The 23,918-nt window shown below is 51.8% G+C and carries 17 protein-coding genes, 1 pseudogene and 1 CRISPR repeat array; of the genes and pseudogenes, 12 read left to right on the forward strand and 6 right to left on the reverse strand.

Annotation, left to right across the window (positions count from 1 at the left end):
* Both AAAU26_RS10340 and AAAU26_RS10345 read right to left on the reverse strand, forming a co-directional pair.
* Positions 1–1,014 (reverse strand): sigma-70 family RNA polymerase sigma factor, encoded by a 1,014-nt coding sequence (locus AAAU26_RS10340; protein WP_227618856.1) that lies wholly within the window; start codon positions 1,012–1,014, stop codon positions 1–3.
* Between the two features lie 6 nt (positions 1,015–1,020).
* The gene (locus tag AAAU26_RS10345) at positions 1,021–1,629 is read right to left on the reverse strand and encodes a TM1812 family CRISPR-associated protein (RefSeq protein WP_227618857.1); all 609 of its coding nucleotides are present in this window, start codon (positions 1,627–1,629) and stop codon (positions 1,021–1,023) included.
* A 154-nt stretch (positions 1,630–1,783) separates the two neighbouring features.
* On the opposite strand from AAAU26_RS10345, the gene AAAU26_RS10350 reads away from it, so the two are divergent.
* The 12 genes and pseudogenes from AAAU26_RS10350 (at position 1,784) to AAAU26_RS10405 (ending at position 15,864) form a co-directional block, all read left to right on the forward strand.
* Positions 1,784–1,978 carry a hypothetical protein gene (locus AAAU26_RS10350; protein ID WP_158395139.1) on the forward strand — a complete coding sequence of 65 codons (195 nt, stop codon included), beginning with the start codon at positions 1,784–1,786 and terminating at the stop codon, positions 1,976–1,978.
* A gap of 71 nt (positions 1,979–2,049) precedes the next feature.
* Entirely contained in the window at positions 2,050–2,421 is a 372-nt protein-coding gene (locus AAAU26_RS10355; RefSeq protein WP_227618858.1) for a hypothetical protein, read from the forward strand.
* Between the two features lie 203 nt (positions 2,422–2,624).
* A CRISPR array of direct repeats spans positions 2,625–2,981; the repeat unit is 28 nt; unit sequence CAGCTTATCCCCGCAAGGGGACGATAAC.
* Positions 2,982–3,221: 240 nt separating this feature from the next.
* On the forward strand, positions 3,222–5,606 hold the full coding sequence (gene cas10 / locus AAAU26_RS10360; protein ID WP_227618859.1) for a type III-A CRISPR-associated protein Cas10/Csm1: 2,385 nt from the start codon (positions 3,222–3,224) through the stop codon (positions 5,604–5,606).
* Positions 5,590–6,123, forward strand: coding sequence for a type III-A CRISPR-associated protein Csm2 (gene csm2, locus AAAU26_RS10365; protein ID WP_158395141.1), 534 nt, complete (start codon positions 5,590–5,592; stop codon positions 6,121–6,123). Before cas10 ends, csm2 begins: the two co-directional genes overlap by 17 nt.
* A 2-nt stretch (positions 6,124–6,125) precedes the next feature.
* Positions 6,126–6,791, forward strand: coding sequence for a type III-A CRISPR-associated RAMP protein Csm3 (csm3, locus tag AAAU26_RS10370; protein ID WP_227618860.1), 666 nt, complete (start codon positions 6,126–6,128; stop codon positions 6,789–6,791).
* Positions 6,772–7,737: a type III-A CRISPR-associated RAMP protein Csm4 gene (csm4, locus tag AAAU26_RS10375; RefSeq protein WP_227618861.1), complete on the forward strand. Its 966-nt coding sequence runs from the start codon at positions 6,772–6,774 to the stop codon at positions 7,735–7,737. The genes csm3 and csm4 overlap by 20 nt, the downstream gene beginning before the upstream one ends.
* Entirely contained in the window at positions 7,734–8,810 is a 1,077-nt protein-coding gene (gene csm5 / locus AAAU26_RS10380) for a type III-A CRISPR-associated RAMP protein Csm5 (RefSeq protein ID WP_227618862.1), read from the forward strand. Before csm4 ends, csm5 begins: the two co-directional genes overlap by 4 nt.
* Positions 8,807–9,562 carry a CRISPR system precrRNA processing endoribonuclease RAMP protein Cas6 gene (gene cas6 / locus AAAU26_RS10385; protein WP_227618863.1) on the forward strand — a complete coding sequence of 252 codons (756 nt, stop codon included), beginning with the start codon at positions 8,807–8,809 and terminating at the stop codon, positions 9,560–9,562. The genes csm5 and cas6 overlap by 4 nt, the downstream gene beginning before the upstream one ends.
* Positions 9,563–9,785: 223 nt before the next feature.
* Positions 9,786–12,958: pseudogene (locus tag AAAU26_RS10390) on the forward strand (DEAD/DEAH box helicase).
* A gap of 6 nt (positions 12,959–12,964) precedes the next feature.
* Entirely contained in the window at positions 12,965–13,333 is a 369-nt protein-coding gene (locus AAAU26_RS10395; protein WP_147323237.1) for a hypothetical protein, read from the forward strand.
* A gap of 14 nt (positions 13,334–13,347) precedes the next feature.
* Positions 13,348–13,746: a (deoxy)nucleoside triphosphate pyrophosphohydrolase gene (locus AAAU26_RS10400; protein ID WP_227618864.1), complete on the forward strand. Its 399-nt coding sequence runs from the start codon at positions 13,348–13,350 to the stop codon at positions 13,744–13,746.
* A gap of 837 nt (positions 13,747–14,583) precedes the next feature.
* Positions 14,584–15,864, forward strand: coding sequence for a site-specific integrase (locus AAAU26_RS10405; protein ID WP_227618865.1), 1,281 nt, complete (start codon positions 14,584–14,586; stop codon positions 15,862–15,864).
* A 172-nt stretch (positions 15,865–16,036) separates the two neighbouring features.
* Here AAAU26_RS10405 and AAAU26_RS10410 read toward each other — a convergent pair whose 3' ends face one another.
* From AAAU26_RS10410 to AAAU26_RS10425, 4 genes are all read right to left on the reverse strand, one after another.
* Positions 16,037–16,720: a helix-turn-helix domain-containing protein gene (locus AAAU26_RS10410; protein WP_217210425.1), complete on the reverse strand. Its 684-nt coding sequence runs from the start codon at positions 16,718–16,720 to the stop codon at positions 16,037–16,039.
* Entirely contained in the window at positions 16,701–17,378 is a 678-nt protein-coding gene (locus AAAU26_RS10415) for a DUF3990 domain-containing protein (protein ID WP_217210424.1), read from the reverse strand. The genes AAAU26_RS10410 and AAAU26_RS10415 overlap by 20 nt, the downstream gene beginning before the upstream one ends.
* A 104-nt stretch (positions 17,379–17,482) precedes the next feature.
* Positions 17,483–21,952, reverse strand: coding sequence for a hypothetical protein (locus AAAU26_RS10420; protein WP_227618866.1), 4,470 nt, complete (start codon positions 21,950–21,952; stop codon positions 17,483–17,485).
* Positions 21,953–22,321: 369 nt separating this feature from the next.
* Complete coding sequence (locus AAAU26_RS10425) at positions 22,322–23,461, reverse strand: XRE family transcriptional regulator (RefSeq protein WP_227618867.1); 1,140 nt, start codon at positions 23,459–23,461, stop codon at positions 22,322–22,324.
* Positions 23,462–23,918 lie beyond the last annotated feature (457 nt).

Consider the following 23,918-nt stretch of genomic DNA (forward strand, 5'->3'; position numbering starts at 1 on the left):
TTATCCATCCTCCTGTTCCGTTTTCATCTGCACCAGTTTTTGCTGCCATGTTTTGCGCCGCTGCGACACCGCCGCCCGGCTCACACCAAGAAATTCTGCCACGGTCTTATCCTGCGCCGGGTTGCGCTGCGAGTCCAGCAGGGCGTGGAGCGCGGCGCATTCCAGCGCTTTGGGTGCATAGGGCGGCTGAACGGTAAACTCCACATACCGGTGCAGCAGCAGGATATCCCACAGGCAGTTGTCCTGTTCCAGCGGACGCAGATCATCGCAGTTTGCCAGCCGCGCGGGCGCATCCTCTGCCGGAGGCAGCGCGTCATTGTTGCGCAGAAAGCCCATCAGCACGCTGCTCCACAACGGTCCAGCTGTCTTGCCGTATTTTTCCTTCTGCTGCAGGTTCATCAGCCCTATGCCGCGGTGCAGCCATGCCAGCATTTCACTGCTCTGCTCCACCTTTTCTTCCACGCTTTTTTCTTGGGAAACCACCCGGTCACCCAGCGCCGAATCCTCTCCGCCAGTGTCGTCCAGACTGAGCACCGACTGCTTACTGCGCAGTGCTTTCCGCAGGGTCTTTACGCCGACCCCGACAATATCGGCGATCACCTGTTCTTTTTCCGGGTCACGGCAGAGCATACTCTCTGTGATTCCGTTCTTTTCCATGTACTCCAGCGCTTTTTTGATTTTGCGGTTCGTCTCGCGTCCGAAACCCGTCACAGCCATTTCTTCCTGCTGCTGGTCGTGTGCCTGTGCATGACGGACAGCGGTGCGCAGATACATACTGAAGGTCTGCCCCGGCTTTGCTTCCCAAAAATCAAACGCATCCAGAAACGCCTTGCAGAAATCCACGCTGTTCCATGCTTCCTCTCCCCTTCCGGGAGCCTGTGCGGTCAGAAAGCATTCCGCCCAGAACGTGCGGAACCGTTCATCATTGGCATCGTGCAGCTTTTTGCGCTGTTCCGGCGGCAGCTGCAGCAGCGGCGAAGCATCAATGTCCGCCCATGTTTTCACGTCATTCATCGCTGCTCAGTCCTCCCGGTGCTCGTTTATCCAGATCAGCTGATGGAACACTTGTTCGGCGGTCTTACTGTCACGCATGGTACCTACCAGCCCGGCAAGCTGATACAGCGCTGCCATATCGTAAAGCCGCGCGCTGAGCACCTGCCCGTTTTCCCGCTTGACCTCGCCATAATACACACCGCCTACTTCCAGCTCCGTATGGGTAGCTTCGGCGCAGGTCAATGCCGTCAACGTGACCACCGGGATGCTCTTGGAGCCGTAGGTGATACAGGCATACACCCGGGTGACCTGCGGCAGGGCATCCACCAGATCCCGGCACAGGCCGATCAGCGTTTCCGGGCGCTGATCCTCGGGCAGGTGGAGCTGGTGCACCTGATCTTCTGCAATGCCCAGCTGCGCCAGCTCTTCCAACAAGCGCTGATAATTGCGGGCGGTATCGGCATTTTCCTGCCGGATGGCCAGCAGCTGCACCGTGTCCCCGGGTTCAAGGGTATCCCGCATCACCTGCACGATGGGAAAGCAGGTGGCCGTGGGCGGGGCTGCATGATCCCGCTGGTACAGCATGGGGTCCAGCTTTCCCTGCAAAGGTACGGTGGTGATATAAGTCTTTAGCACAGGGCAACACTCCTTTTTATAAGATCCATTATCTGCATCATACCATAAAAAGGCCGCTGCTACAATGGTTTAAAAAATTTATGCGGATTTATTTTTTTACGCCTTAACTGCACCCTTGCCATGGGCTTCTGGTAGGTGAAAGGAGGTGAAAAACATGTTTGAGCTGATCTCTACTCTGGGCTGTGCCGCAGCCGGTGCCGTCGCAGGCGCCGTGAAGGGTGCCTCCATCGGCATCGCCGTGGGCGGCCCTGTCGGTGCCATTGCCGGCACCATCCCCTGCGCCATCGTTGGCGGCGTTACCGGCGCTCTGGCCGGCAACAACGTTGGCCACCGCATCGACAAGCGGTGAGCCCCGCGCCAGCACTCCCGTCCGTTTTGTGCGGACGGGAGCCTTTTTTAAAGAACCGGGAGGTACACGCTATGTTCATCAACTTTTCCAACCACCCCTACGCCCTGTGGAGCGCCGAGCAAACGGCTGCGGCACAGCGCTACGGCACGGTGGTCGATCTTGCCTTCCCTGCCATCGACCCCGCCGCCGACGAGGCCGCACTGGACTCCCTTGCCACGGTATACGCCGACCACATCCTGCACCTTAACCCGGACGCCGTGCTCTGTCAGGGCGAGTGCACCTTTGTGTACCGGGTAGTCCAGCGTCTGGAAGCCGCGGGCATCCCCACGCTGGCCGCCTGCTCCCGCCGCAAGAGTCAGGAGACCACCTACCCGGACGGCAGCACCCTGAAGCGCAGCATTTTTGTGTTTGCCGGGTTCCGGCGCTATGGCCCGATGCCCTGAAGTCAACAGTTCGGGGGGCGAACCTCCTTTTCTACCGCCTAGTTTTCCCCAATCTGGCACAGGGTTCGCACCACCAATTTCCAACTTTTATTCGGAAATATCTTTTATTTTTGCAGTCAATGTGCTATATTTATCTTGTGATTGCAGAACACGCCTTAAAAAACGCAGGAAAAGAGTTTCTTTTTGGGGCAGTTCTGCTATTGCAGCTTATCCCCGCAAGGGGACGATAACAAAGGGCAAATCCAATGAATCGTCAATCACAGATTGCAGCTTATCCCCGCAAGGGGACGATAACTTCACATCAATCGGCTCGCCGCACAACTTGCACCGATTACAGCTTATCCCCGCAAGGGGACGATAACTTGACGAAGTTAATGGTGTGGGGCGTACAATTCAATTACAGCTTATCCCCGCAAGGGGACGATAACTCGTTTCTGTCAACGTATACGATATACTTGCGAGATTGCAGCTTATCCCCGCAAGGGGACGATAACCTCATAATTTTGCTGTCGATAATGTTGTTGCTGAATTGCAGCTTATCCCCGCAAGGGGGCAAAAAACTCCGCATCAAAAAAAGATGCGGAGTTTTTCTTTTGCAAACCTTAACTCTTTGTTTTCCGTGGGCTGTCCCTCTATGAACGGAACGATTGCAGCTGCTGTGATATTTTCTCTGCTGCGGCTTTTGCATAGCGACAAAATGTGTTATAATAAAGCCAATTCCAAGCATCTCTTACAAAATTGACAAATACACTTTCCGTTTATTGTGCAATTCTTCCATAACCCATAAAGGAGATGGTATTTTGAACGTTCTCACCCTGCAGTCCACCTATGGCGGGCTGCTGCACGACACCGGAAAAGCGGTGTACCGTGCCGGTGGGCAGCGCGGCAGCCACAGTGAACAGGGCTACCAGTTTTTGCACGGCGTTTTGCCCGGTGCAGGCTGGTCACCGGCGCTGGACTGTGTGCGCTACCACCACGCCGCCGCGCTGCGCGGTGCAGCAAAGGCTCTGCCGGCCGATTCCCCGGCCTATATCGTTTATCTGGCAGATGATCTTTCTGCCGCCGCAGACCGCCGGGAGGTCGAAGGCGAAAGCAGTTCCTTCCGGCGGGATCTTCCGCTGGACTCGGTGTTCACCCACCTGAATGGTTCCCACCCCGGCTGGATGATGCCTGCGCAGCCACAGGACGGCAGCCTGAAGCTGCCACGGCAGCAGCAGCTACTTTCCGCTTCCGTCTATGCAGATGCTGTACGCAAGTTGAAGGAGTGTCTGCCGGATCTGCAGCCGCAACCGGAGTGGATCAACTCGCTGCTGGGTCTGCTGGAAACGCAGTTCAGCTGTTTTCCGTCCAGCACCTTTACCGGCGAAAGCCCGGATGTTTCTCTGTTTGACCACGCCAAGACCACCGCAGCCATTGCGGCGTGCATCAGCGAATATGTGCAGGCAAACAACATCACCGACCTGCGCAAGGCACTTTTTGAGCAGGAGAAGGATTTTTGTCAGAAGGACGTTTTTCTGCTCTATACCGCCGATTTTTCCCGCATCCAGAAGTTTCTTTATACTGTCCATACCGAAAACGCTCTGCGCTCCCTGCGCAGCCGGTCGTTCTTTCTGGAGCTGCTCATGGAGCACTATCTGGACGAGCTTCTGGCCGGGTGCGGCGTGTCCCGCGCCAACCTGATCTACAGCGGCGGCGGACACTGCTATGTGCTGCTGCCCAACACTGCCGCTGTGGCCGATACCCTGACCCGGTGGAACCGGCAGTTCAACCGCTGGTTGCAGCAGCAGTTCGGCACCCAGCTGTTTCTGGCCAACGCATGGACGCCCTGCTCCGGCAACGACCTGACCAATACCCCGGCTGAAAAAAGCCCCTACAAAGAGCTGTTCCGCCGGGTGAACCGGCTGCTGGAACAGCACAAATTCCACCGCTATACCGCAGAGGATCTGCGGCAGCTGAACAGTACCGCTACTTACCCGGATGGCCGGGAATGCAAGGTGTGCGGCACCAGTGCCAACCTGAAGGATGATCTCTGCCCTTGGTGCAAACTGTTCGTAGATCTTTCCATTAAGATCCAGAACACGCGCGTTCTGGTAGTAAGCCGTCAGCCCTCGGCTGCCGATGACTGCACGCTGCCTGCACTGGACGGCGGCAGCGAATATCTGTCCCTGACGGATCCGCTCTCTGCCCGCAAACGGCTGGCTTCCGGCGAGCCCGTCGCGCGTGTATATACCAAAAATGCACCATTCACCGGCCTTACTTACAGCACCAACCTGTATGTGGGCGATTACGCCGCCAGCAACAGCATGGAAGAACTGGCAGAGCAGTCCGAGGGCGTGCGCCGCATTGCGGTCTGCCGTATGGATGTGGACAACCTCGGCCACGCCTTTATCTCCGGTTTCGAGCAGGAAAACGAGAAAGACCCGGTCAAACGGATGCACTATGTTACCCTGTCCCGCACCTCAGCGTTCTCCCGGCAGATGTCACTGTTTTTCAAGTGCTACATCAACGGCATTCTCGAAGGGCTGCAAGTGAGCATTGTTTATGCCGGCGGCGATGATGTGTTCCTTGTGGGCGCATGGAACGATGTTCTGGAAGCAGCACAGCGCATCCAGCGTAATTTCACCGCATTCTCCTGCGGTGCACTGACCCTCAGCGCAGGCATCGGCATCTTTGATGACCATTACCCCATCCGGCTTTCCGCCGAGGAAACTGCCGCGCTGGAAGAAGCCGCCAAGCATCTGCCCGGCAAAAATGCAGTGGCACTGTTTACGCCGGAGCGCAAAGCAGTCCGGGATGCAAAGGGCAATCTGCTAGTGCAACCGGAGCAGGGACATATCTATGCGTGGGACACCTTCCGCACAAAAGTCCTGACCGAAAAGGTCGGCTGCCTGCAAAGCTTCTTCGGCAAGGATAACGCCGAGCATGGAAACGCCCTGCTCTACAATCTTCTGGCACTGCTGCGGGAAGCAGAAAACGACCGCATCAACCTTGCGCGGTATGCTTACCTGCTGGCGCGGCTTTCCCCCAAAAAGAATGCACCCGATTATAAACTTTACGAGCAATTCTCTCACAGCATGATGGATTGGGCCTTAGATGCCGTACAGCGTCACCAGCTCATCACCGCAATTTATATTTATGTCTATCAGAACAGAAAGGGTGGCGACACAGATGGCAGGATGGAATGATAATGGCCGCAGCTATGGCGGCGGTGGCTATAACAACAGCCGGAGCGGATATAGCAACAGCTACAACGGAAACCGCAGCGGTTCCGGCAGCTATAACAACCGCAGCAGCTATGGGCAGCAGAAAGAGCTGCCGCCGGAGATCACGCCGAAAAAGGTGCCGGAAGATTATGTAGACGAAGCCGAGCGTATTATGCGCAGCCTGATGAGCCAGCCCAAAAAAGTGACCACCAGCAAGATCCGCAACCTGTTGAGCCTCGTGACGGATATCTATAATACGGAAAACATCCGCACCGAGGAGAAGCTTCTGCCCGAAAGCATCGTGAAGCTCAACCTGATGCGGGTCCGGGTGGCTTATGAGTGCGGGCGCGATGATACCGTAAAAAGCTTTGTGGCGCAGACGAACCTGCTGGAATACCTCAAGGGCATTTCCACCGACCGTGCGGACCTGATCCGCTTTGCACACTACATGGAAGCGCTGGTCGCTTTCCACCGCTACTTCGGCGGCAAGGAGGGGTAATTATGTATGGAAAAATTCTGATCCGGTGCGATCTGGAAGTGCGCACCGGTATGCACATCGGCGGTTCCTCTGCCTTTTCTGCCATTGGTGCTGTGGACAGCCCGGTGGTGCGTGACCCCTATACCGGTTATCCCATCGTACCCGGCAGCAGTCTGAAAGGCAAACTGCGCACCCTGCTGGCCCGCAGCACCTGTCAGGATATTGAGAACATGCCTGCTTTCGACAAGGACGACGAGCGCATTCTGCGTCTGTTCGGTTCCTCGGAACCGGTGCGTCGTTCCCGCCTGCAGTTTGCGGATGCCTTTTTGTCCAATGCAAAAGAGCTTTCCAATGTGGGTGTGACCGAGGTCAAGACCGAGAACGCAATTTCCCGTGCCAACTCTGTAGCCAATCCCCGCCAGATCGAACGTGTGATCGCCGGTGCAAAGTTTGGCGTCAGCATCGTTTACGATGTAACCGACCCGGCACAGGTCGAGGAAGATCTTTCTCTTCTGGCCAAAGGCATGAAGCTGCTGCAGATGGATTATCTGGGCGGCCATGGTTCCCGCGGCAGCGGCCGTGTCAGCCTGAAAAACTTTGCGCTGGAAGGCTATGGCGCACAGGCGGATCTCAGCCGCCTGAAATCCCTCTTTGATGAGGTGGATAGTTATGAACTATTTTCTGTTTAAGCTTCAGTTTGACACAGCTGTTCATTTCGGAGGAGCCGACTCTGCATTGTCACTTTATACCTCCGAAGAAACCCTGCGGGCAGATACCCTGTTTTCTGCCCTCTGCCATGAGGCCCTCGTCCAGCACGGAGAAGAATCCCTGGAACAGCTTTGTGCGCAGGTCCGGCAGGGAAAATTCCTGCTCAGCGATACAATGCCCTGGTATGGCGCAACGTTTTACCTGCCAAAACCCATTGCCGCGTCAGAATCCACTGAGGAAGTGGAAACCACTCTGCGTAAAAAGGTAAAAAAGCTAGCCTGGATCCCTGTGTTGGAATTTGACCGCTACGCCAGAAGTCTGCATGAAGGTCATTTTACCCCTGACGAGCAACCGGAAAGTTTTGGCACCCACTATGAGCAGACCAAGGCAGCTGTTCCCATGCAGGGGGATACCATGCCGTATCAGGTTGGACTGTTCCGTTTTGCGCCGGACTGCGGACTGTATTTCATCTGCGGATTTACCGAAGATGGTCAGGATGAAGATCTGGAGTATTTGCTGGATTGGCTGGGCGCTACCGGCATCGGCGGCAAAGTCAGCTCTGGTTATGGAAAGTTCCATGTCGTGGCTAAGATTTATCTGAACGAACCTTTTGACGAGCAGACGGAGTGGATGTATCATGCACTTTCTTCCGAGCATGCTCCTTATCTGCTGCTGAGCACCAGCCTGCCGCAGGCAGATGAAATGGATAATGCATTAGAGAGTGCCTCCTTTCAGTTGGTACGTCGTAGCGGCTTCATGGCATCCGATCGTGTGGAAACTCCACTGAAGAAAAAAACGCAGTATGCCCTTTCGGCAGGTTCTGTCCTGCAAAATCGTTATCAGGGTGCTTTGTATGATGTTGGTTTGTCGGATGTGCATCCGGTATACCGCTATTCCAAGCCAATCTTTATGGGGGTGACATTATGATTCAGCAGGATCATCTGCAGATCTTTGACCTTACTCTGAATGTATGGGCACCTCTGTTTGTTGGCAATGGTAGCAGCTATACCAAAAAAGAGTACATGTACAACACCCGCAATGGCAAAGTCTCCTTTCTGGACGAGCAAAAATTTTTCAGCTTTCTAGTCGAGCACGATCTGGTGGACAAGTACGGACAGTTTATGCTTAGCGAGCAGTCCAATCTCTGGGCCTTTCTGACCAAAGACTGCGGCATTTCCGATGCAGAACTGAAAACGCTGACGCGCTATCAGATCGAGGTGGGAGATGCGCTGGATGCTGAGCATTCGCTGAAAGAGATCCATGCTTTCCAGCGTGATGCGCAGGGCCATGCCTACATTCCCGGCAGCAGCATCAAGGGTGCGTTGCGTACTGCATGGCTGCTGAGTGCGGTATTGGCTGACCGCAGCACCGGACACATCCTTGCACAAAACCGCCGAGTCGCCTTTCCGGAAGAGAAATATGTCAACCAGCTGCATCTGCATGGAAGCATCGCTTCGGACGCCGTCAACAGCATTTTCCGTGGCATTCAGGTTTCCGACAGCCTCTCAATCTCGGACAACTGCATGATGCTGGCCGGAAAAACAGACTCCGCCACAGACGGCGGAACCCACAGCATCAACCTCTGCCGGGAATGCGCCGCACCGGGCACAGCCATCCGGTTCAAGCTGACCCTGGATCAGTCTGTGCTGAAGGGCCGCATTACAAAAGACTCTCTGCTGGAATCCATCCAACAGTTCGATGCATACTATCAGCAGACCTACGCTCGGCATTTTACCCTGCCGCGCGGTGCCGTCAACCTGCCGCAGCAGCCCTATCTGATCCTGGGCGGCGGCTCCGGGTTCTTTGCCAAGTCGCTGGCGTACCCCTATCTGGGTGAAGAAGAGGGACTGCGCTGGACGGCAGAACAAATGAAACAAATGTTCCGCAACCACCAGCATGAGCGTGATGCCGAAAATGGCATTTCCCCGCACACCATGAAATATGCTCGTTTTCGTGGTCGGCTTTATCCCTATGGACATTGCGGGGTGAGTATCTTATGATCCAGCAGATTCAACTGGTTTTATCTCCGCCCAATGATGTGCGGATTCCCCAGTCGTGGTCCTATCGTCTGTATGGCTGGCTGATGTCACAGATTTCTTCTGAATTTGGAGAGCAGATGCATCTGCAAGGGGAACACCCCATTGCGCATTTTCTATGTTTTTCGCCGGAAAAACAGTCTTTGATCTGGACGGTCAACCTGCTGAATGACGCTGCTCGACAGATAGTTTTTCCCGTTTTGGAATCTGCAAAGGAAATCCCTCTGCATGAATTGACTCTCCCGGTTTCAGAGGTCCGTACCTTTCCGGCAATCTCCGCTGAAGAGCTGATTCGTTCTGGGCGCTCCCGCAGCGAAACCCGTGCCAAAATTGCTTTTCTGTCGCCTTGCGCCTTCAAGCAGTCCGGCCGCTATACTATTTTCCCGCAGGAAACTCTGCTTTTGCAAAGTCTGATTGCGCATTGGAACGCTGCCTTTCCAGAATATGCCCTTATCGATTCTGATGCACTGCAGGCTTTACAGCAAGGGCTTCATATTGTGGATTATAATCTCCATACCACACGTTATCTGCTGAAAGAAACGCGCATTCCAGCCTTTCAAGGCAATGTGACCATCGAGGCACGCCTTGCGCCGCCGCTTCTGGAACTTTGGAACGCGTTGCTCTCTTTTGTATCCCATGGCGGAGTTGGCATCAAAACCACTCTTGGAATGGGAGGCGCTGCTACGGATTTTTATAAAAAAACACCCGTTATATAAGCCTCATTGCTATCGAGAGACTGTTGCACTGCATCAGTCTCTTTTTATTGTAGCACCATACAAATTATCACGACCTCTATTATTTTTTATAAAAGCAATGCAGCTACAGTATATTTTCTGAGATCAAAAAACTTCTTTTTCAATCAGATGCGGTTTATTCTCGATCATTGAATATTCTTCTGACGGGCGCTATAATAAAAGAAAACGGCAAGGAAGTGCACCGATGCTCTACCCCGGACTGTACGAACAGGTCATTAACAATGCGCTGAACCGCGAGCTTTCGGAGGTTCCGGAAACCCGTAAATCCACTGCGCCCATCGACACGGCGGAAGCCTCTAAAGTGCTGGCGCAGTACCTGACCGAAGTGGTACAAAAAGGCCTCGACAACGTACAGGACAATGGCGGCGGCATCGAAGCACAGATTGCTCTGGCAAACCAGATCGTAAGCACCATCCAGACTACCACCAAAGAACCTGACTTTGCCGCGCTGGGCGTTGACCAGCGTGCAGAGCAGCTTCTTGCGCTTTTGCAGCAGAATGACCCGCGCCTTGCTACAGGAAAAAGCGCAAAGGACCTTGACCGCCCGGAGACCTCCATTGCGCAAAGTTCCTTGTTTACCGGCGCTATCCATGAGCCGCAGATGTACACGGAGCTGAAAAAGGAGATCGTTTCCGCCGACCGCATTGATATGCTGGTCTCCTTTATCAAGTGGAGCGGCTTGCGCCTCATCATGGACGAGCTACGGCAGTTTGTGCAAAGCGGCGGTGAGTTGCGCATCATCACCACCTCTTATATGGGCGCTACGGACGTAAAAGCCATCGAGGAGCTGCGCGCGCTGCCCAATACAAAGATCAAGGTCAGTTATGACACCAAGCGTACCCGCCTGCACGCAAAAACCTATGTGTTTTACCGGGACACCGGCTTTACCACAGCGTATGTTGGCTCCTCCAACCTGTCTAATGCGGCAATTTCCAGCGGTCTGGAATGGAACGTCAAGGTGACCCGAAAGGACCTGCCGGAGACCATCGAAAAGATCGCAGCCACCTTTGAAAGCTACTGGAACTCCAGCGAGTTTGAATATTACGATGAAGGGCAGCTGGAAAGGCTGACCCGCGCCCTGAAAGCCGAAAAATACAGCGAGGCCGACCACAGCGGGATCTATACCCTGGATATTTTGCCCTATTCCTACCAGCAGGAAATTCTGGACCGACTGGATGCCGAGCGCACCGTTCGGGGTTACAACCGCAACTTGGTAGTCGCCGCCACCGGCACCGGCAAAACTGTGATCTCTGCACTGGATTACAAGCGCTTCTGCAGGCAGCATCCGGGGCAGCCCTGCCGTCTACTGTTTTTGGCACACCGGGAGGAGATCCTGAAGCAGAGCCTGTACACCTTCCGGGCGGTACTGAAAGATGCCAATTTCGGCGAGCTGTATGTGGGCAGCCACAAAGCCGACAGCATTGATCATCTGTTTGTTTCCATCCAGACCTTCAATTCTCAGGAGCTTGCCGCCAAAACGGCAGCAGATTTTTACGATTACATCGTTGTGGACGAGTTCCACCATGCAGCTGCGCCCACCTACCAGAAGCTGCTGGAATATTACCAGCCGAAGATCCTGCTGGGGCTGACTGCTACCCCGGAACGCATGGACGGCAAAAGCGTTCTGGACTATTTCGGCGGGCGCATTGCCGCCGAGATCCGTCTGCCGGAAGCGATTGACCGGAAACTGCTCTGTCCCTTCCAATATTTCGGCGTCACTGACACGGCAGATCTGAGCAGCCTGAAATGGCGTACCGGCGGCTACGATAAAAACGAGTTGTCCAACCTGTACACCCTCAGCGGCATGGTGGCAGAGCGCCGCGCTGACCTTGTGGTGAACTCCATCCTGAAATATGTCACCGATATCGACGAGGTAAAGGGTCTGGGCTTCTGCGTTTCCATCGCTCATGCCCAATTTATGGCGCGCTACTTTAATACCCACGGCATTCCATCTATGGCGCTGACCGGCGATTCTCCTGACGAGGAGCGCAACGCCGCCAAGCAGCGGCTGGTTACCGGGGAACTCCGATTCCTCTTTGTAGTGGACATTTACAACGAGGGTGTGGATATCCCCGAGGTGAACACTGTGCTGTTCCTGCGCCCTACCGAGTCGCTGACCGTGTTTTTGCAGCAGCTGGGGCGCGGCTTACGTCTGGCAGAAAACAAGGATTGCCTGACCGTTCTGGATTTCATCGGACAGGCCAACAAAAAGTATAATTTTGAGGAAAAATTCGCAGCACTGCTCTCGAACACTACCCGCAGCGTCAGTCGGGAGCTCAAAGAGGGCTTTGTCTCTGCACCCAAGGGCTGCTATATTCAGCTGGAGAAAATTGCCGCAAAATATGTACTGGATAACATCAGCGCTTCCTACGACCGCACCTCCGGGCTTGTGGCACGGGTTGCGTCCTTCACGGAGGACACCGGCCTGCCGCTGACCCTTGGCAATTTCCTCGACTACTACCATCTCGACCCGCGTGCAATTTACAGCAAAAAAGTCAAAGATAAAACCCTTTGTTTTTCCCGGCTGCGATTTTTGGCCGGTGTATCTCCTGATTTTGCAGAGCCACTTGAAGAGATTGTGGCCAAAGCCTTTGCACGTTTTGCCGTGACAGATTCCCGCAGATGGATCCGGTTTTTGCTGGAGCTTCTGCCAAAATTGGATAACACCGACTTTGCGGCTCTATCGCCAGTAGAGAAGCGGATGCTGCAAATGTTCTATGTGACTCTCTGGGGCAAAACTGCAGAAAGCTGGGACGATGAGGAGGTCCTTGCAGACCTGTATTCCCTTTCGGACAGTCCCGTTTTGCTGGGGGAGCTGCAGGCACTTTTGCAGTATCAATATGACCGCATCGATTTTATTGACGAGCCGGTGGATGTGGGCTTTGATTGTCCGCTGGATTTGCACTGTACTTATACCCGTGACCAGCTGCTGGTGGCGCTGGACTTTTTGAAGCCTGCCACTGTCCGCGAGGGCGTGAAGTGGCTGCCGGAAAAACAGCTGGACGTATTCTTTGTGACCCTGAACAAAGCGGACAAGGATTACTCCCCCACCACCATGTACAAGGATTATTCCATCAACGAAAGCCTTTTCCACTGGCAGAGCCAGAGCACCACCGCCGAAAACTCTGCCACCGGGCAGCGCTACATCCATCACCGGGAAAAGGAAGCCGGGTGCTGCTGTTCGTGCGCGAGTTCAAGGCAGAGGCCCGTTTTGGCGGTGCAGGAGCGTATACCTATCTGGGCACGGTGAACTATGTGAAGCACGAGGGCTCCCGCCCCATGAACATCACATGGAAGCTGGACCGCCCGATTCCTGCAAAGTTCCTCAAAAAGACCAACAAATTGATCGTGGGGTAACATACTATGGACGATATGCTGGCTCGCACCATAATTGAAACTCTTGCAAAAGGTATTAATCCTTTAACCGGTTGGATTCTGTCTGAAAATGATAGTTGTGCTCAGGAAGAAATTCAAGAAGCATTAAAAATCGTATTGGAACATTGCTCCATTGAATCTACCGCTGAATATCTGAAGTCTCTTCCTCGAAACAAAAAGGCAGAGCGTTATTCTCGCGCTGGAACAGCATGGTCGCAAAAAGAAGAACGTGAATTATTGCGGCTCCACCAGCAGGGGAACAGCGTCAAACGAATTTCTTTGATTCTAAAACGTTCTACAGGAGCAATCGAATCCAAATTGAGAAAACTGGGTTGTCCGCTCTATTATGAAAAATAATTCAGGAGATTTTCATGAAAATGATTCGCGTTGTTGCAGCCGTGATCTGCGACGATATTCAGACGAAACATAAAATTTATGCCACCGCCCGCGGCTACGGCGAGTACAAGGGCGGATGGGAGTTCCCGGGCGGCAAAATCGAGCCGGGTGAAACCCCGCAGCAGGCACTGAAACGAGAGATCCGGGAAGAACTGGATACCAAGATCGCGGTAAGCAACCTTATCGACACCATTGAATACGATTATCCCGCCTTCCATCTTTCCATGGACTGTTTCTGGTGCGAAGTAGTTTCCGGCGAACTGGTGCTGAAAGAAGCCGAGGCTGCACGCTGGCTGACTAAAGAGGAGCTTGATTCTGTTCCGTGGCTTCCGGCGGACCGGATTCTTCTAGCGCAAATACGTCCTGCATTATAATTTTTTATGATAAATCCCTCTCTTTAGCTTTCTCAAATTTCCATTTTTCACCCAGATATAATAATCATGATCCAAAGCCTCTGAGTCGAAAGACTCAGGGGCTTTTTTATGTCTGGAGGTGAGCATTTTGTTATTCCGCACCACCACTATCATTATTACCATCGTATTTTAAAGCGCAGCTGCGCAGAAAGGAGAAAGCCTTATGAACTTTTGGTCCGAAATCGTCAAAGAAGTTGGCACCGTCTTGGTGGAAGTCCTCGTCCGCATCGCTGAAGAAATGGAAAACAATGATTGAACAAAATACAGTGAAAAGGAGATTTTATGTCGTTCCCCCTTTAAACGCCCAATATGAGGAAGTACAACCCGATTTGCATTCTTTGGAGCGTTATGACTTCTCAAAAATGCCAGATCTTCCCTGGTACCCTTAATCGCCCTTTAAGAGTCCTATATCTCAAAAAGATATGCTTATTATGAAAAGCCGCCTGTGCTTTCCATCATTTTACGAAAGGAGAGAAACATTATGGTTAATAAGCCGCAGGATTTTCTTACACTAACAGGTGCCGCACGTCGTGCACGGAGCGAAGGTTATGATATAACATACCACAGTCTCCGCAACCTCGTAGCCGCCGGTTACATAAGCCACGTACCGAACAGATCTCGTCTCTACATATTCTACCCCAATCTGGTTAGCTTGCTTCAGAATGGTCTCACGGCTGAACAGAGCCTGGACTACCAGCTCTCCCGCGCCCGCAACTAATTCGACCATCCGCCCTCGGCATCCTCCAGATGCCGGGGGCATTTTTGAAGCAAGTTCAAAGCAATAGGAGGTTCAATTCTATGTTCTGTGAAAATTGCGGTCATCAAATCTCAGATACCGCTAAATTCTGCTCTGCCTGCGGTCATCCCGTTGGCACAGCGCCATCCCCCGGTGCAGTAGCTCCACCTGCCGTTCCAGCCAAACGAGAATCGCCCCGGCTGAAAGCCTCATCTGGCAATGACAGCATTACGAAAATGTCCGGAACACGCCGGAAACCATGGCTGCTCCGAATGCCGATCCCTGATCCTCACACCGGAATTACAGTCATGAAGGCTGTTGGCACCTACGTCACCCGTGAAGAAGCAGAAGCTGTCCGCGCCGAAATGATGAAGCGTCCGGCCACACCCTATCAGGACTCCACCCTTCAGGACTGCTTCCGGATGTTCAAAGAGTCCCGTGAATATAAAGGCCGGTCCGATAAGGCTCGCGAGCTCTATGACATTGCGTGGAAATATCTCCGTCCGCTGTGGCACTTCAAACTTGCCGCCCTCTATGCGCAAGACTTCCAAAACATCCTTGATAAGATGGCCGATAACGGACTGTCTCAAAGTATGTTGGAAAAAGAGCGTACTCTTATCAGTAAGCTGTATCGCACAGCCATTGGCTGGCGTGTCGTGGATGCCAACCTTGCATCTGTCCTGAAAGTCGAAGGGCGCAAATCTCCGGAACGCGAGATTTTCACGGACGAACAGGTAACGCTGATCCTGAGCCAAAAGAACACGCCCACCAGGCAGATGGTAATTGCTCTTCTGGCCTGCGGAGTGCGTATCTATGAGCTGCTGCACTTCAAACACGAAGATTTTCACCGCACGGAATCCGGTGCCTATCTGATCGGCGGCTGCAAGACCGAAGCCGGACGCAACCGCATCATTCCCATTCTCGACTTTGGCATCCCGGTTTTTGAACATGCGTATGCCACCTCTGTGGAAAACGGTCCGCTCTTTCCCAATGGAAAAGGCGATTTCTGGAACGAAAAGAACTGGCGTAACCGCAAGTTCTATCCTTTCCTGGAGGAAATTGTCATCCAGCCGAATCCTTACGACGAAAATGGTAAGCGCAAGCCGGAGTTTACCGGGAAGCTCGCCACTTATACGCCCTACACCACCCGCCATACCTACGCCAGCCTTTGTGACCGCGCAGGCGTCAACAAGGATATCCTGAAACGCGCTGTCGGGCACACGCCCAAATCCCAAACGCTGGATGAAGTCTATCTCCATCCGAAAGCGACCCAGATGATCGAAGCCTTTGATAAGGCCAATCAGCTGGTCAATGATGAAGTTCTGACCACAACGAAGGCATAACAACTTCAAAGAGAAAAGCTGCCGATCCGTGAGAATCTTTCTCTTATGGATGGCAGCTTTCTTTTTTTGCACAATCTGTGTCAGGTCTCATCGCTTCATTCTTATTTATTGCAATTCAACTTTTTAATGCAACGGCAACAGCGTTGAATTGCATATCGCAAATATGCTGTTTTCATGTTGCACTACTTTCTTGCCTTGCGATAAAATTCAGCGGTGGAACTTTCTCCATCAGATCCTCTACGTTGCAATTCAGCGCACGCGCAAGGCGAAGCAGCGTTTCTGCTTGTGCTTTGTTGATGTCCTTCTGTCGCTGTTCGTACTGCTGGATGGTACGCACAGGCACATCAGCCTGCCCTGCCAGTTCCGATTGGCTCAATCCGGCCAATGTGCGCATGGCTTTCAGGTTTGTTTCCGGCTTTGCCGCACGGTACAACTCGTTCATCTTGTCTGCAAACTGCCGTACATCCATCTCGTGGTAGGGCGTATACAGCAGCCGCACCTCCGTGATAGACACTGCCTGTTCAATCTCCGCAAAGCGCAGACCGGTCAGCCACTGGTAATAGGCAAGAGCCCAGCCTGTCCAGTATTCCGGGCTGCGGTCGTAGGCATACGAGGGTTTCTGCATGGGCACGGCTTCGCCCGCCTGCTCCAGTACAGCGCGGGCAAGTTCTACACCGGACACGCCCACCAACACAGAACAATCCCCCTGCTCGAACCGGGCAGACAGTTCACTGGTCACAAACCACTGCCATGCCGTCTCCAACGGATAATGCAGATCGTTGACAAGATAATCCAACATCCGGGCAAGATTTTTCTGTGCAGCAGAAAGATAGCTTTTATCGTAAGCGTGGATCATCGGGCTTCATCTCCTCGTCGAGAATCGTGGTAATATAAAGGTCTCCCCTCTGACGGCGGTTGCGCTCCACGTCAAGATATTGGCGGCGGGCTGTCTGGTCACGGAAGGCCTTTTTCTTATACCATTCTTTAGAGTCTGCGGTCTCATAGCCGAGAAATTCCAGCTGTTCAAAGGCCGCTTTGCTTTTCAGCACGAACTGCTGCCCCAGCTTGCCCAAGCGCATGGCATTGCACAACTGGCGGTAAGAGATTGCGCCGTTGATAAAATCAGATGCAAAGGAAAAATAGCTGTCATCTGCCCTGTAGCCAATGATGATATCAGCAGACTTATAGTCGAGGTGAAAAGTGTTCATCAGGTATTCTTTGGCTTCTGCGGCCAGCGGGGCAGAAGTATCGAATTCGCGGTTCTCCAAAAGAATCGTCAGCCAATGCAGCATCGTGTAACCGGGAGCGTTCAAATCCAGAATGGTCAAACCGTCGCATTCGATTTCATACCGGTTAGCGTAGCCATTGTGGTCGATGCCAACACCCCACTCTTTGGCCATGTTGGGGTTCTGAGTGCAGTAAAAACCGATGCCATAGTCATTGTAGGGCTTGCCATAGCCGAACTTTGGCTTTTCAATAATATGATCCGAACCGTGATAAATTGTTTTTTCCACAGAACCACCTCCTCGCTCCAATTATACTCCCGCAGGAGTATATTCGCAAGAGCTTTATATGAGAATTACGCTATGCACAACACACGATGTTTTCTGTTTTTATATTATCGATTGGTTTCCCGCAAAAAATTTTCCATCTGGATGACATTGCTGCGGAAAGTTTCATCAAAAACGTCCAGAGCTTTTTCTCTTTGCTGCACAGTAGCCGCTGTTTCCAGCAGCAAAAACGGAAGCTTGCAGAAATCATCAACGGCAAGGCCATATCTCTTAGTTGCATCCGCACAGGCCCGGGCGCAAAAAGTGTACAGATTTTCCCACCAAGCAGGGCTGTTTTCTTTTCTGGATTCCAGAAAAAAATGGATTAAAGCGTACTCAGCCCGGTTTGCACACCGTTCCACAAAAAGCCGTAAAACGTCCGGATCGTGAGGCCCAGGCTCCCGACAATACTGCCACACGATATGCTGCGGGATTTCCTGGCAATTTTGCAGCGTATAAAGTAGCAACCGCTTGGCAGCGGTGTTCTTAGGCTCCTGGTTTAGGTCGTCGAAACACTGATCCAAAATTCCATAGGCCTGCTCTGGCATATACTGCCGTTGGAAAAGGTAGGCATGGACATCGAGATCTCCCTTGATGCACAGCTCAGCCAGAATATGGGCAGCATTACGAACAAGATCCTGCTCCGTTTCGCTCTGCTCAAACGCCCAGATCAGACAGGCACGGCACTCTTCCGGATGGACTGGGTAAAGCTGCATGATAAACCATCCGGATGTATAGTGTAAAATGCAGCGCGGATCTTGCTGCAAAACTTCCCAATAGCCTTCGCAGGCAAAAGGCTTGTCTACTCTACTGACTGCTGCAAGTGCATCTATCACGGCATAGCGAACCGAAGGATGCGGATCCTGAAGACCATGCTCGAGGACGGTCTTCCAATCCTCTACTTTTTCCGGGTACTTCCATAAAGTTTCTGCGATCGTTCGGAACGCATACCCCCGGATGCTGTTCAGCACGTTGTCCCGGAGACACTGGCAGGATTTGTTCTGTGGGTCGTTACCCGATGTTATATTGTACATGTTTTCCTGCGGGTTTTTATGCGCAACAGCCAGAAAGCGTAGACGCTGATAGCTCTCAGCAGACCAAGGGGCGTCCGGGTGGTTGATCAGTAAACCGCAAAATCCTGAAGCCAGCTCATACTCCATCTCCGCTGTCATGCAGCGTGTGAATTTTTCTGCAATAGCTTCAACAGTTTCAAACCCGACCGCATCAAATACTTCTTTTTTGGCGAATACATTCAGAATTGCCGCCGAATAATGCGCATCAATCTGCTCGGGTAGTTTTTCTGCAATACCAGCCAGCCGCAAAGGCTCTGTGACGAAAAAGTTTTCCAGTGTCCGGGCAAACTCTCTGGGAGAGGATTCCAGTCCCGGCCGACGGAAGTGCTGCTGAATGGTATCACGAGGTGATAGATGCGGCATGTCAGAAGTGATCAATCGGATCCATGCCGCATCGCTCAGCTTTTCTGTATAATCTGCAATGGACGAACGAACTGTATAACTTTCTATGAGTCCTCCTTTTTTATACCATACATCTCCAAAACCCTGTTCTTTCCGACGCTGCAGCACAGCTTGCAGCGCTTTGCTTTTGCTTCTGGCTGGATCCATCGCGGGCAAAAGCGCTTCCTGCAGGCTACCCCAGTAGGGCCAATACGCTTTCAAGCTGAACCGATCTCGTGCATTTTCCAGCATATCGGGAGAGTGATAGGAAACAACACGCTGCTCCATTTGGTCAAATTGGGCATCGGACCAGAAGGGAGAAAACTTTTTCAACACCTCTGCCGCATAGGTCATCATCCGCTCTTCCGGGCTCGTTGTGTCTAGAAAGTGTTCCGGGAACTGCTCCATCAGCCATTGATAGGCTAGCGTGGCGTCTCGTTCCGGTAAAAGCAGGAGCGTTTTTAAGATCCATTCATGTTCCAGCCAAGATACTGTATGCAGGTGATTCACTACAAAGTTTTCCACATACGGCAGATCCTGCTGTACCAGCTGCTGCAACGAATCCTGTATCAGCTTTACGTAACAGCGCACACCATCGTAATGTCTATTATATGCTCGCCATTGCATCCAAACCTCCTCCCCTTTGGATGCCTCAATTACCAACGGACACAGAGTTTCCAGTACACCCTTGGGGCGTTTCTGGGAAAGTTCCATGAATTTTGGTGCGATATATTCCTGATGTGACAATGTTTGTCCAAAAACAAGAGCCAGATATTCCACCGCCTTATCAGGGCATGTTTCCACCCAGGATTCGTACTCACTGGTATTCAGCCCCAGGGTTGGCTGTGTTTTCAGAATCTGCAGGCATAGTTCAACCGTTTGGCGTTCCAGATTTTTGTGCATCCAGAACAGCCTTAAGATATTCTGGTCGTTTTCTGGTGTTTTTCCAATACAGGGCAGCACGGCCTCTCTTACAAAAGCCTGGTCGCTCGTTACAAGCGGGCGCAGCAACCACAACGCCGTAGGGTCGGTCCAGGATGCGACGAATCCGGCGGCCACATACTGCCGAATGAACGCACTATGCCCCCAGAAAACGCGGTGCAGGATTGTTTCTCTCCAGGCATCTTCGTTCCAGTGTGCCCGAATAAGCGCTATGATCTTTTCTCCAGGGACATCGATCTGCCCGAGCGCTTCCCAAACGGTACACTTGTAATAATAACGGATGTTTTTGCTGGCCAAAAAGCTTTCGGCCCTGTCTAAAAACAATGTTGTGCCAGCGCGCAGCAACACTTGCCAGAGCATCTGCAGCCGCACCCGATATTCCGGCCCCTGGGCATTGTACGAAGGCAGAAGTTCTTCCACCTTTTTCCTGTGCAGAATATCTTGCAGCCAGCACTCTACATTCAGGTAATCGGCCATGCTTTGATGAACAAATGCCAAACAACCTTCATTTCTGTATAATACGTTTTCTGAAATCAGGAATTCCTGCACCTGCTGGTTGCCCGGGAGAGCCATTTCCGGGACACAAGGAGTTTCCTGCATCAAGCTCAGTAAAGCGTTTAGAAATGACTCGATGGCATCTGCGTGGATGTTTTTTTGTTCTCCATGCTGAATGATCTGCGTTTTCCATTCTTTCATCAGGTCAACCGGAGTAGTAAACGCATTATCTTTTCGTGCATCCTCCAGGAACTGCCAGATGTATAAGTAACAGGGGGTTCGCAAAATGCGCTTCATGGCTGGCAGCATACGGGCATAACGTTCTTTGCCTACAAAAATTTCCACTCGTTCCTCGTCCCATGCATGCAGTTTGATCTGTTCCCATGGATCGGACTGCTCAGGGGTTGCCAGAGTGCAAAGCCTGCGCAGTGCCAAATCGTTCTCGTAGTCAAACTTGCGGCTGACTAAAACGACCCGGACAGCCCGGTCTCCACTGTAGCTCAAAGCCTGCACCTGCCGCAGCATCTCTCCACAGACATCCAGTGCTTCTTCGCAGGAACGGGTCGCCCAGCGAAGGGAGTCCAACTGGTCTAAGATGAGAACGCCCATTTGACCACTGGCCAACTGGCTTTCTAGGCAAAGCACTGGCGAAGCCTTGAACCCCAAAGCTTCGCCGTAGTATTCCGGTGTGCCCTGGGGAACCTTTTGGTCAACAGAAAGTGCAAGGTATGGAATATGCCTCTTGTCCAGCTCCGCCAGCAATGCTTGTACACAGCCGCTTTTACCAATGCCAGCTTCGCCAAGCAGTAAAACATTTTTGCCCGTCAAAATCGCCCGCAATGCCATGTGAGCTTCTTGTATAGGAAAAGGATGGTCGCCAATGGGGCGGAAGTGAGCCTTGAACCGATGATTCAGACGCTCGATTTGTAGCGGGATATTGGTATCGGCGGCCAGAAGTCGGCGCTGGTATCCCCGCTGTTCCAGATATTGCTGCAATATCCCCGCCGTGAGCGTTTTGCCATAATTATCGTTCTCCGTCAGGTTCAAAAGGACATCATAGACATCATCCGGGTTCCCGGTGAACATACTGCCGAGCACGTATTTCCACTGATCTCCCTCTACCGAATCATCACTGAGCGTACATATTTCAAACTGCCGCAGATAGAATGCAGCCTGTTCCTGATCCGCTGCTGTCTCTCCCAGTCCAAGATTTTTTCGCCACTGATCGAATAGATTTTTTCGGCCATGCGTCGTCAGCTGATTCGTTACAAAGCGCTGACAGGAGTCCGAATTTCTGGCCGCCAGACACAAATCATTCAGCGCCACAAAGGGAAGTGCAGTCACAAACACAAAGTGATTCTGCTCCGTCTTTACATGTTCCTTGATATGCTGAAACACCTTATGCCGTGCTAACGCAGACATCGTCCAGTGCTCATTGCTGCCGTTGCATGCCTTACACTGGTGAAAATCCTTCCTTCCGCCTTGGTATTCTACGATAATATCCGTGCCGCTTTCATCGTCACCTGTGGGCTCACTCTGTACACTCAGCAGGCCGCCCTGCAAAACCTTTGCCATGAGAGACACGAAATATCTTCGTTCGTATCGATTGCCAAACTTATCAGCGCGTCCGCCTAATTCAAATGCCATCGTCCGCTCCTTATTTTTAGAGGTCAATGTTTCTGCTTATTTTTAAGGATATTTTGCAAATAGCTTTCTGTCAAGAGCTTTTGTTTCAAATTATGATAGCTTTACGTCTGCTGACTATTGTTTTTCTGTTTTCTTTTCGTGCAAAGATATCCTGAAACGTGCTGTCGGGCACACGCCCAAATTCAAAACGCCGGATGAAGTCTATCTCCATCCGAAAGCCAACCAGATAATCGAAACCTGAAGCCTTTGATAAGGCCAATCAACTGGTCAAGGATGAAGTTTTGGCTCTGCCAGAAGAATAATATCCCCACAAACCATAAAACCGTCAACGCATGAGATAGCAATCTCTTACGTTTGACGGTTTCTTTTTCACCCTAAAAGCACTCTTGCTCTGCGCTGTACCTCTTTTTCGATCATCTTCAAGCGATTTGGCGGCAGATTATAACGTGTCGCTCTGCGGTCAAAATGGAAATCCAGCAGCTTATGGAGCATCGCACGGTGACGAGGTTTCATTGCGCTCTTTGCAGCTGCAAAGAAATCATCGTATGCAAGCGGAAGCAGTGTGCGGGCATATTCATCAAATGCTTTCTGGTTGTCCCAAAGATCCGTTCCGCCCAGACTGAACAGCGAGTTTCCGTGGTCAAACAGTGGTGCGGGTGCCGCAATCGTGTTGGTCTTATTATCTACCAACACACCAAAATTTCCATAGTGGCGGTCTGTATTGCAGATGATTGCATCAAAGACCAGCATATCTTCCAGTGCATCCACAAAGTTCTGCCCTAACGTCTGATAATACGCTAAAATCGCTTTTATTCCGCCTTTGGACACAAGCTGTCCGATGGGAATATAAGAATGCTCTTTGCTGGTGAACAGCTCACACTTGGAACAAAGCGTCTTTTTCAGATCTTTTGTCAGGGTGTAGCGAATCGCATTCACGCCAATCACCTGTGCAACTTGATAAGCGTACAGTTCCGAGTACGGTTCAAATCCCAGATTACTGAACCCTGACGTGCCACCTTTATAAAGATAGATTTTTCCGTTTTGTCTGCGCCAGCATTTTGGCAACATCCCGTTGGTTGAGAACTCCGGGCAGGACGCAAGCGAAGTTCGTATGCTGCTGCCATATCCTGTAAAGGCGATTGCTGCCAGCACCTGACTGAATCGGTTATCGTAAAGATTTACTTTTTCAAAGGTGTCACCGGAGCCCTCTGCATCTACCCAAAAGCAATCATTGAGTGAAAGTCCTTTGCAGACGGTGATAATTCCCAGCGGACGATTCAAAGAAAGCCCCACCTTAGAGAGCAGAGCATCTACATACGCTCGGTTCTTCGGAATTGTGCGATGCCGCAGCCAGCGTTCTACACCATCTTCTGATACAGTCAGGTTCAAAGGTAAAAAGGAACGGTTTTCTTCGTAGACCTTTATAATATGGAGGTCAGTATCTGCACTGTCCATGTTTGCTTCAAAGGTAAGCAGTGGCAAATCAAAATGCCTGATGGTGTAGCGCACAGCGATTTCTCCTTTCATCCATGATCTTTTCTTTATTATACGGCATCAGAATCCGAATGAAAAGCACCACCGTTATTCTGCACAAAATTCAAGGATAAAATTTTATACCAAAAAATCTGCAAAAATCGGGTTTCTGAGGCCATTTTGCCGTTACTCCCCGAATTTTACTACAGATCTGCTACAAACTCGCTACAAACGACTGAAAAGGGGGCCTCCTACACGTTTCATTATCAATATGCAAAAGTGAATTCGCTTCACTATTGCATATTAAAAAGCACGTAGATACAAGAAAAAGCCGCTTACCCTTTCAGGTAAACGGCCTTACGTTTGGTGGAGAATTCTCCACAGCACTCGAACCCAACACCTCTTCACGGGAGATTGTTTTGGAATCGTCCGTGAAGTTGAAATTGAGCACGACCCGGTCATCAAAGACGTAGACCGAGTTGACAAAGGTATC

Source organism: Faecalibacterium longum (assembly GCF_040094125.1).
GTDB lineage: Bacteria > Bacillota > Clostridia > Oscillospirales > Ruminococcaceae > Faecalibacterium > Faecalibacterium longum.

Excerpts from the sequence above, each read along its gene's own strand:
- AAAU26_RS10340 (WP_227618856.1), bottom strand. The coding sequence starts at position 1,014 with ATGAATGACGTGAAAACATGGGCGGACATTGATGCTTCGCCGCTGCTG.
- AAAU26_RS10350 (WP_158395139.1), top strand. The coding sequence starts at position 1,784 with ATGTTTGAGCTGATCTCTACTCTGGGCTGTGCCGCAGCCGGTGCCGTC.
- AAAU26_RS10355 (WP_227618858.1), top strand. The coding sequence starts at position 2,050 with ATGTTCATCAACTTTTCCAACCACCCCTACGCCCTGTGGAGCGCCGAG.
- csm2 (WP_158395141.1), top strand. The coding sequence starts at position 5,590 with ATGGCAGGATGGAATGATAATGGCCGCAGCTATGGCGGCGGTGGCTAT.
- csm3 (WP_227618860.1), top strand. The coding sequence starts at position 6,126 with ATGTATGGAAAAATTCTGATCCGGTGCGATCTGGAAGTGCGCACCGGT.
- csm4 (WP_227618861.1), top strand. The coding sequence starts at position 6,772 with ATGAACTATTTTCTGTTTAAGCTTCAGTTTGACACAGCTGTTCATTTC.
- csm5 (WP_227618862.1), top strand. The coding sequence starts at position 7,734 with ATGATTCAGCAGGATCATCTGCAGATCTTTGACCTTACTCTGAATGTA.
- cas6 (WP_227618863.1), top strand. The coding sequence starts at position 8,807 with ATGATCCAGCAGATTCAACTGGTTTTATCTCCGCCCAATGATGTGCGG.
- AAAU26_RS10395 (WP_147323237.1), top strand. The coding sequence starts at position 12,965 with ATGGACGATATGCTGGCTCGCACCATAATTGAAACTCTTGCAAAAGGT.
- AAAU26_RS10400 (WP_227618864.1), top strand. The coding sequence starts at position 13,348 with ATGAAAATGATTCGCGTTGTTGCAGCCGTGATCTGCGACGATATTCAG.
- AAAU26_RS10405 (WP_227618865.1), top strand. The coding sequence starts at position 14,584 with ATGTTCTGTGAAAATTGCGGTCATCAAATCTCAGATACCGCTAAATTC.
- AAAU26_RS10410 (WP_217210425.1), bottom strand. The coding sequence starts at position 16,720 with ATGATCCACGCTTACGATAAAAGCTATCTTTCTGCTGCACAGAAAAAT.
- AAAU26_RS10420 (WP_227618866.1), bottom strand. The coding sequence starts at position 21,952 with ATGGCATTTGAATTAGGCGGACGCGCTGATAAGTTTGGCAATCGATAC.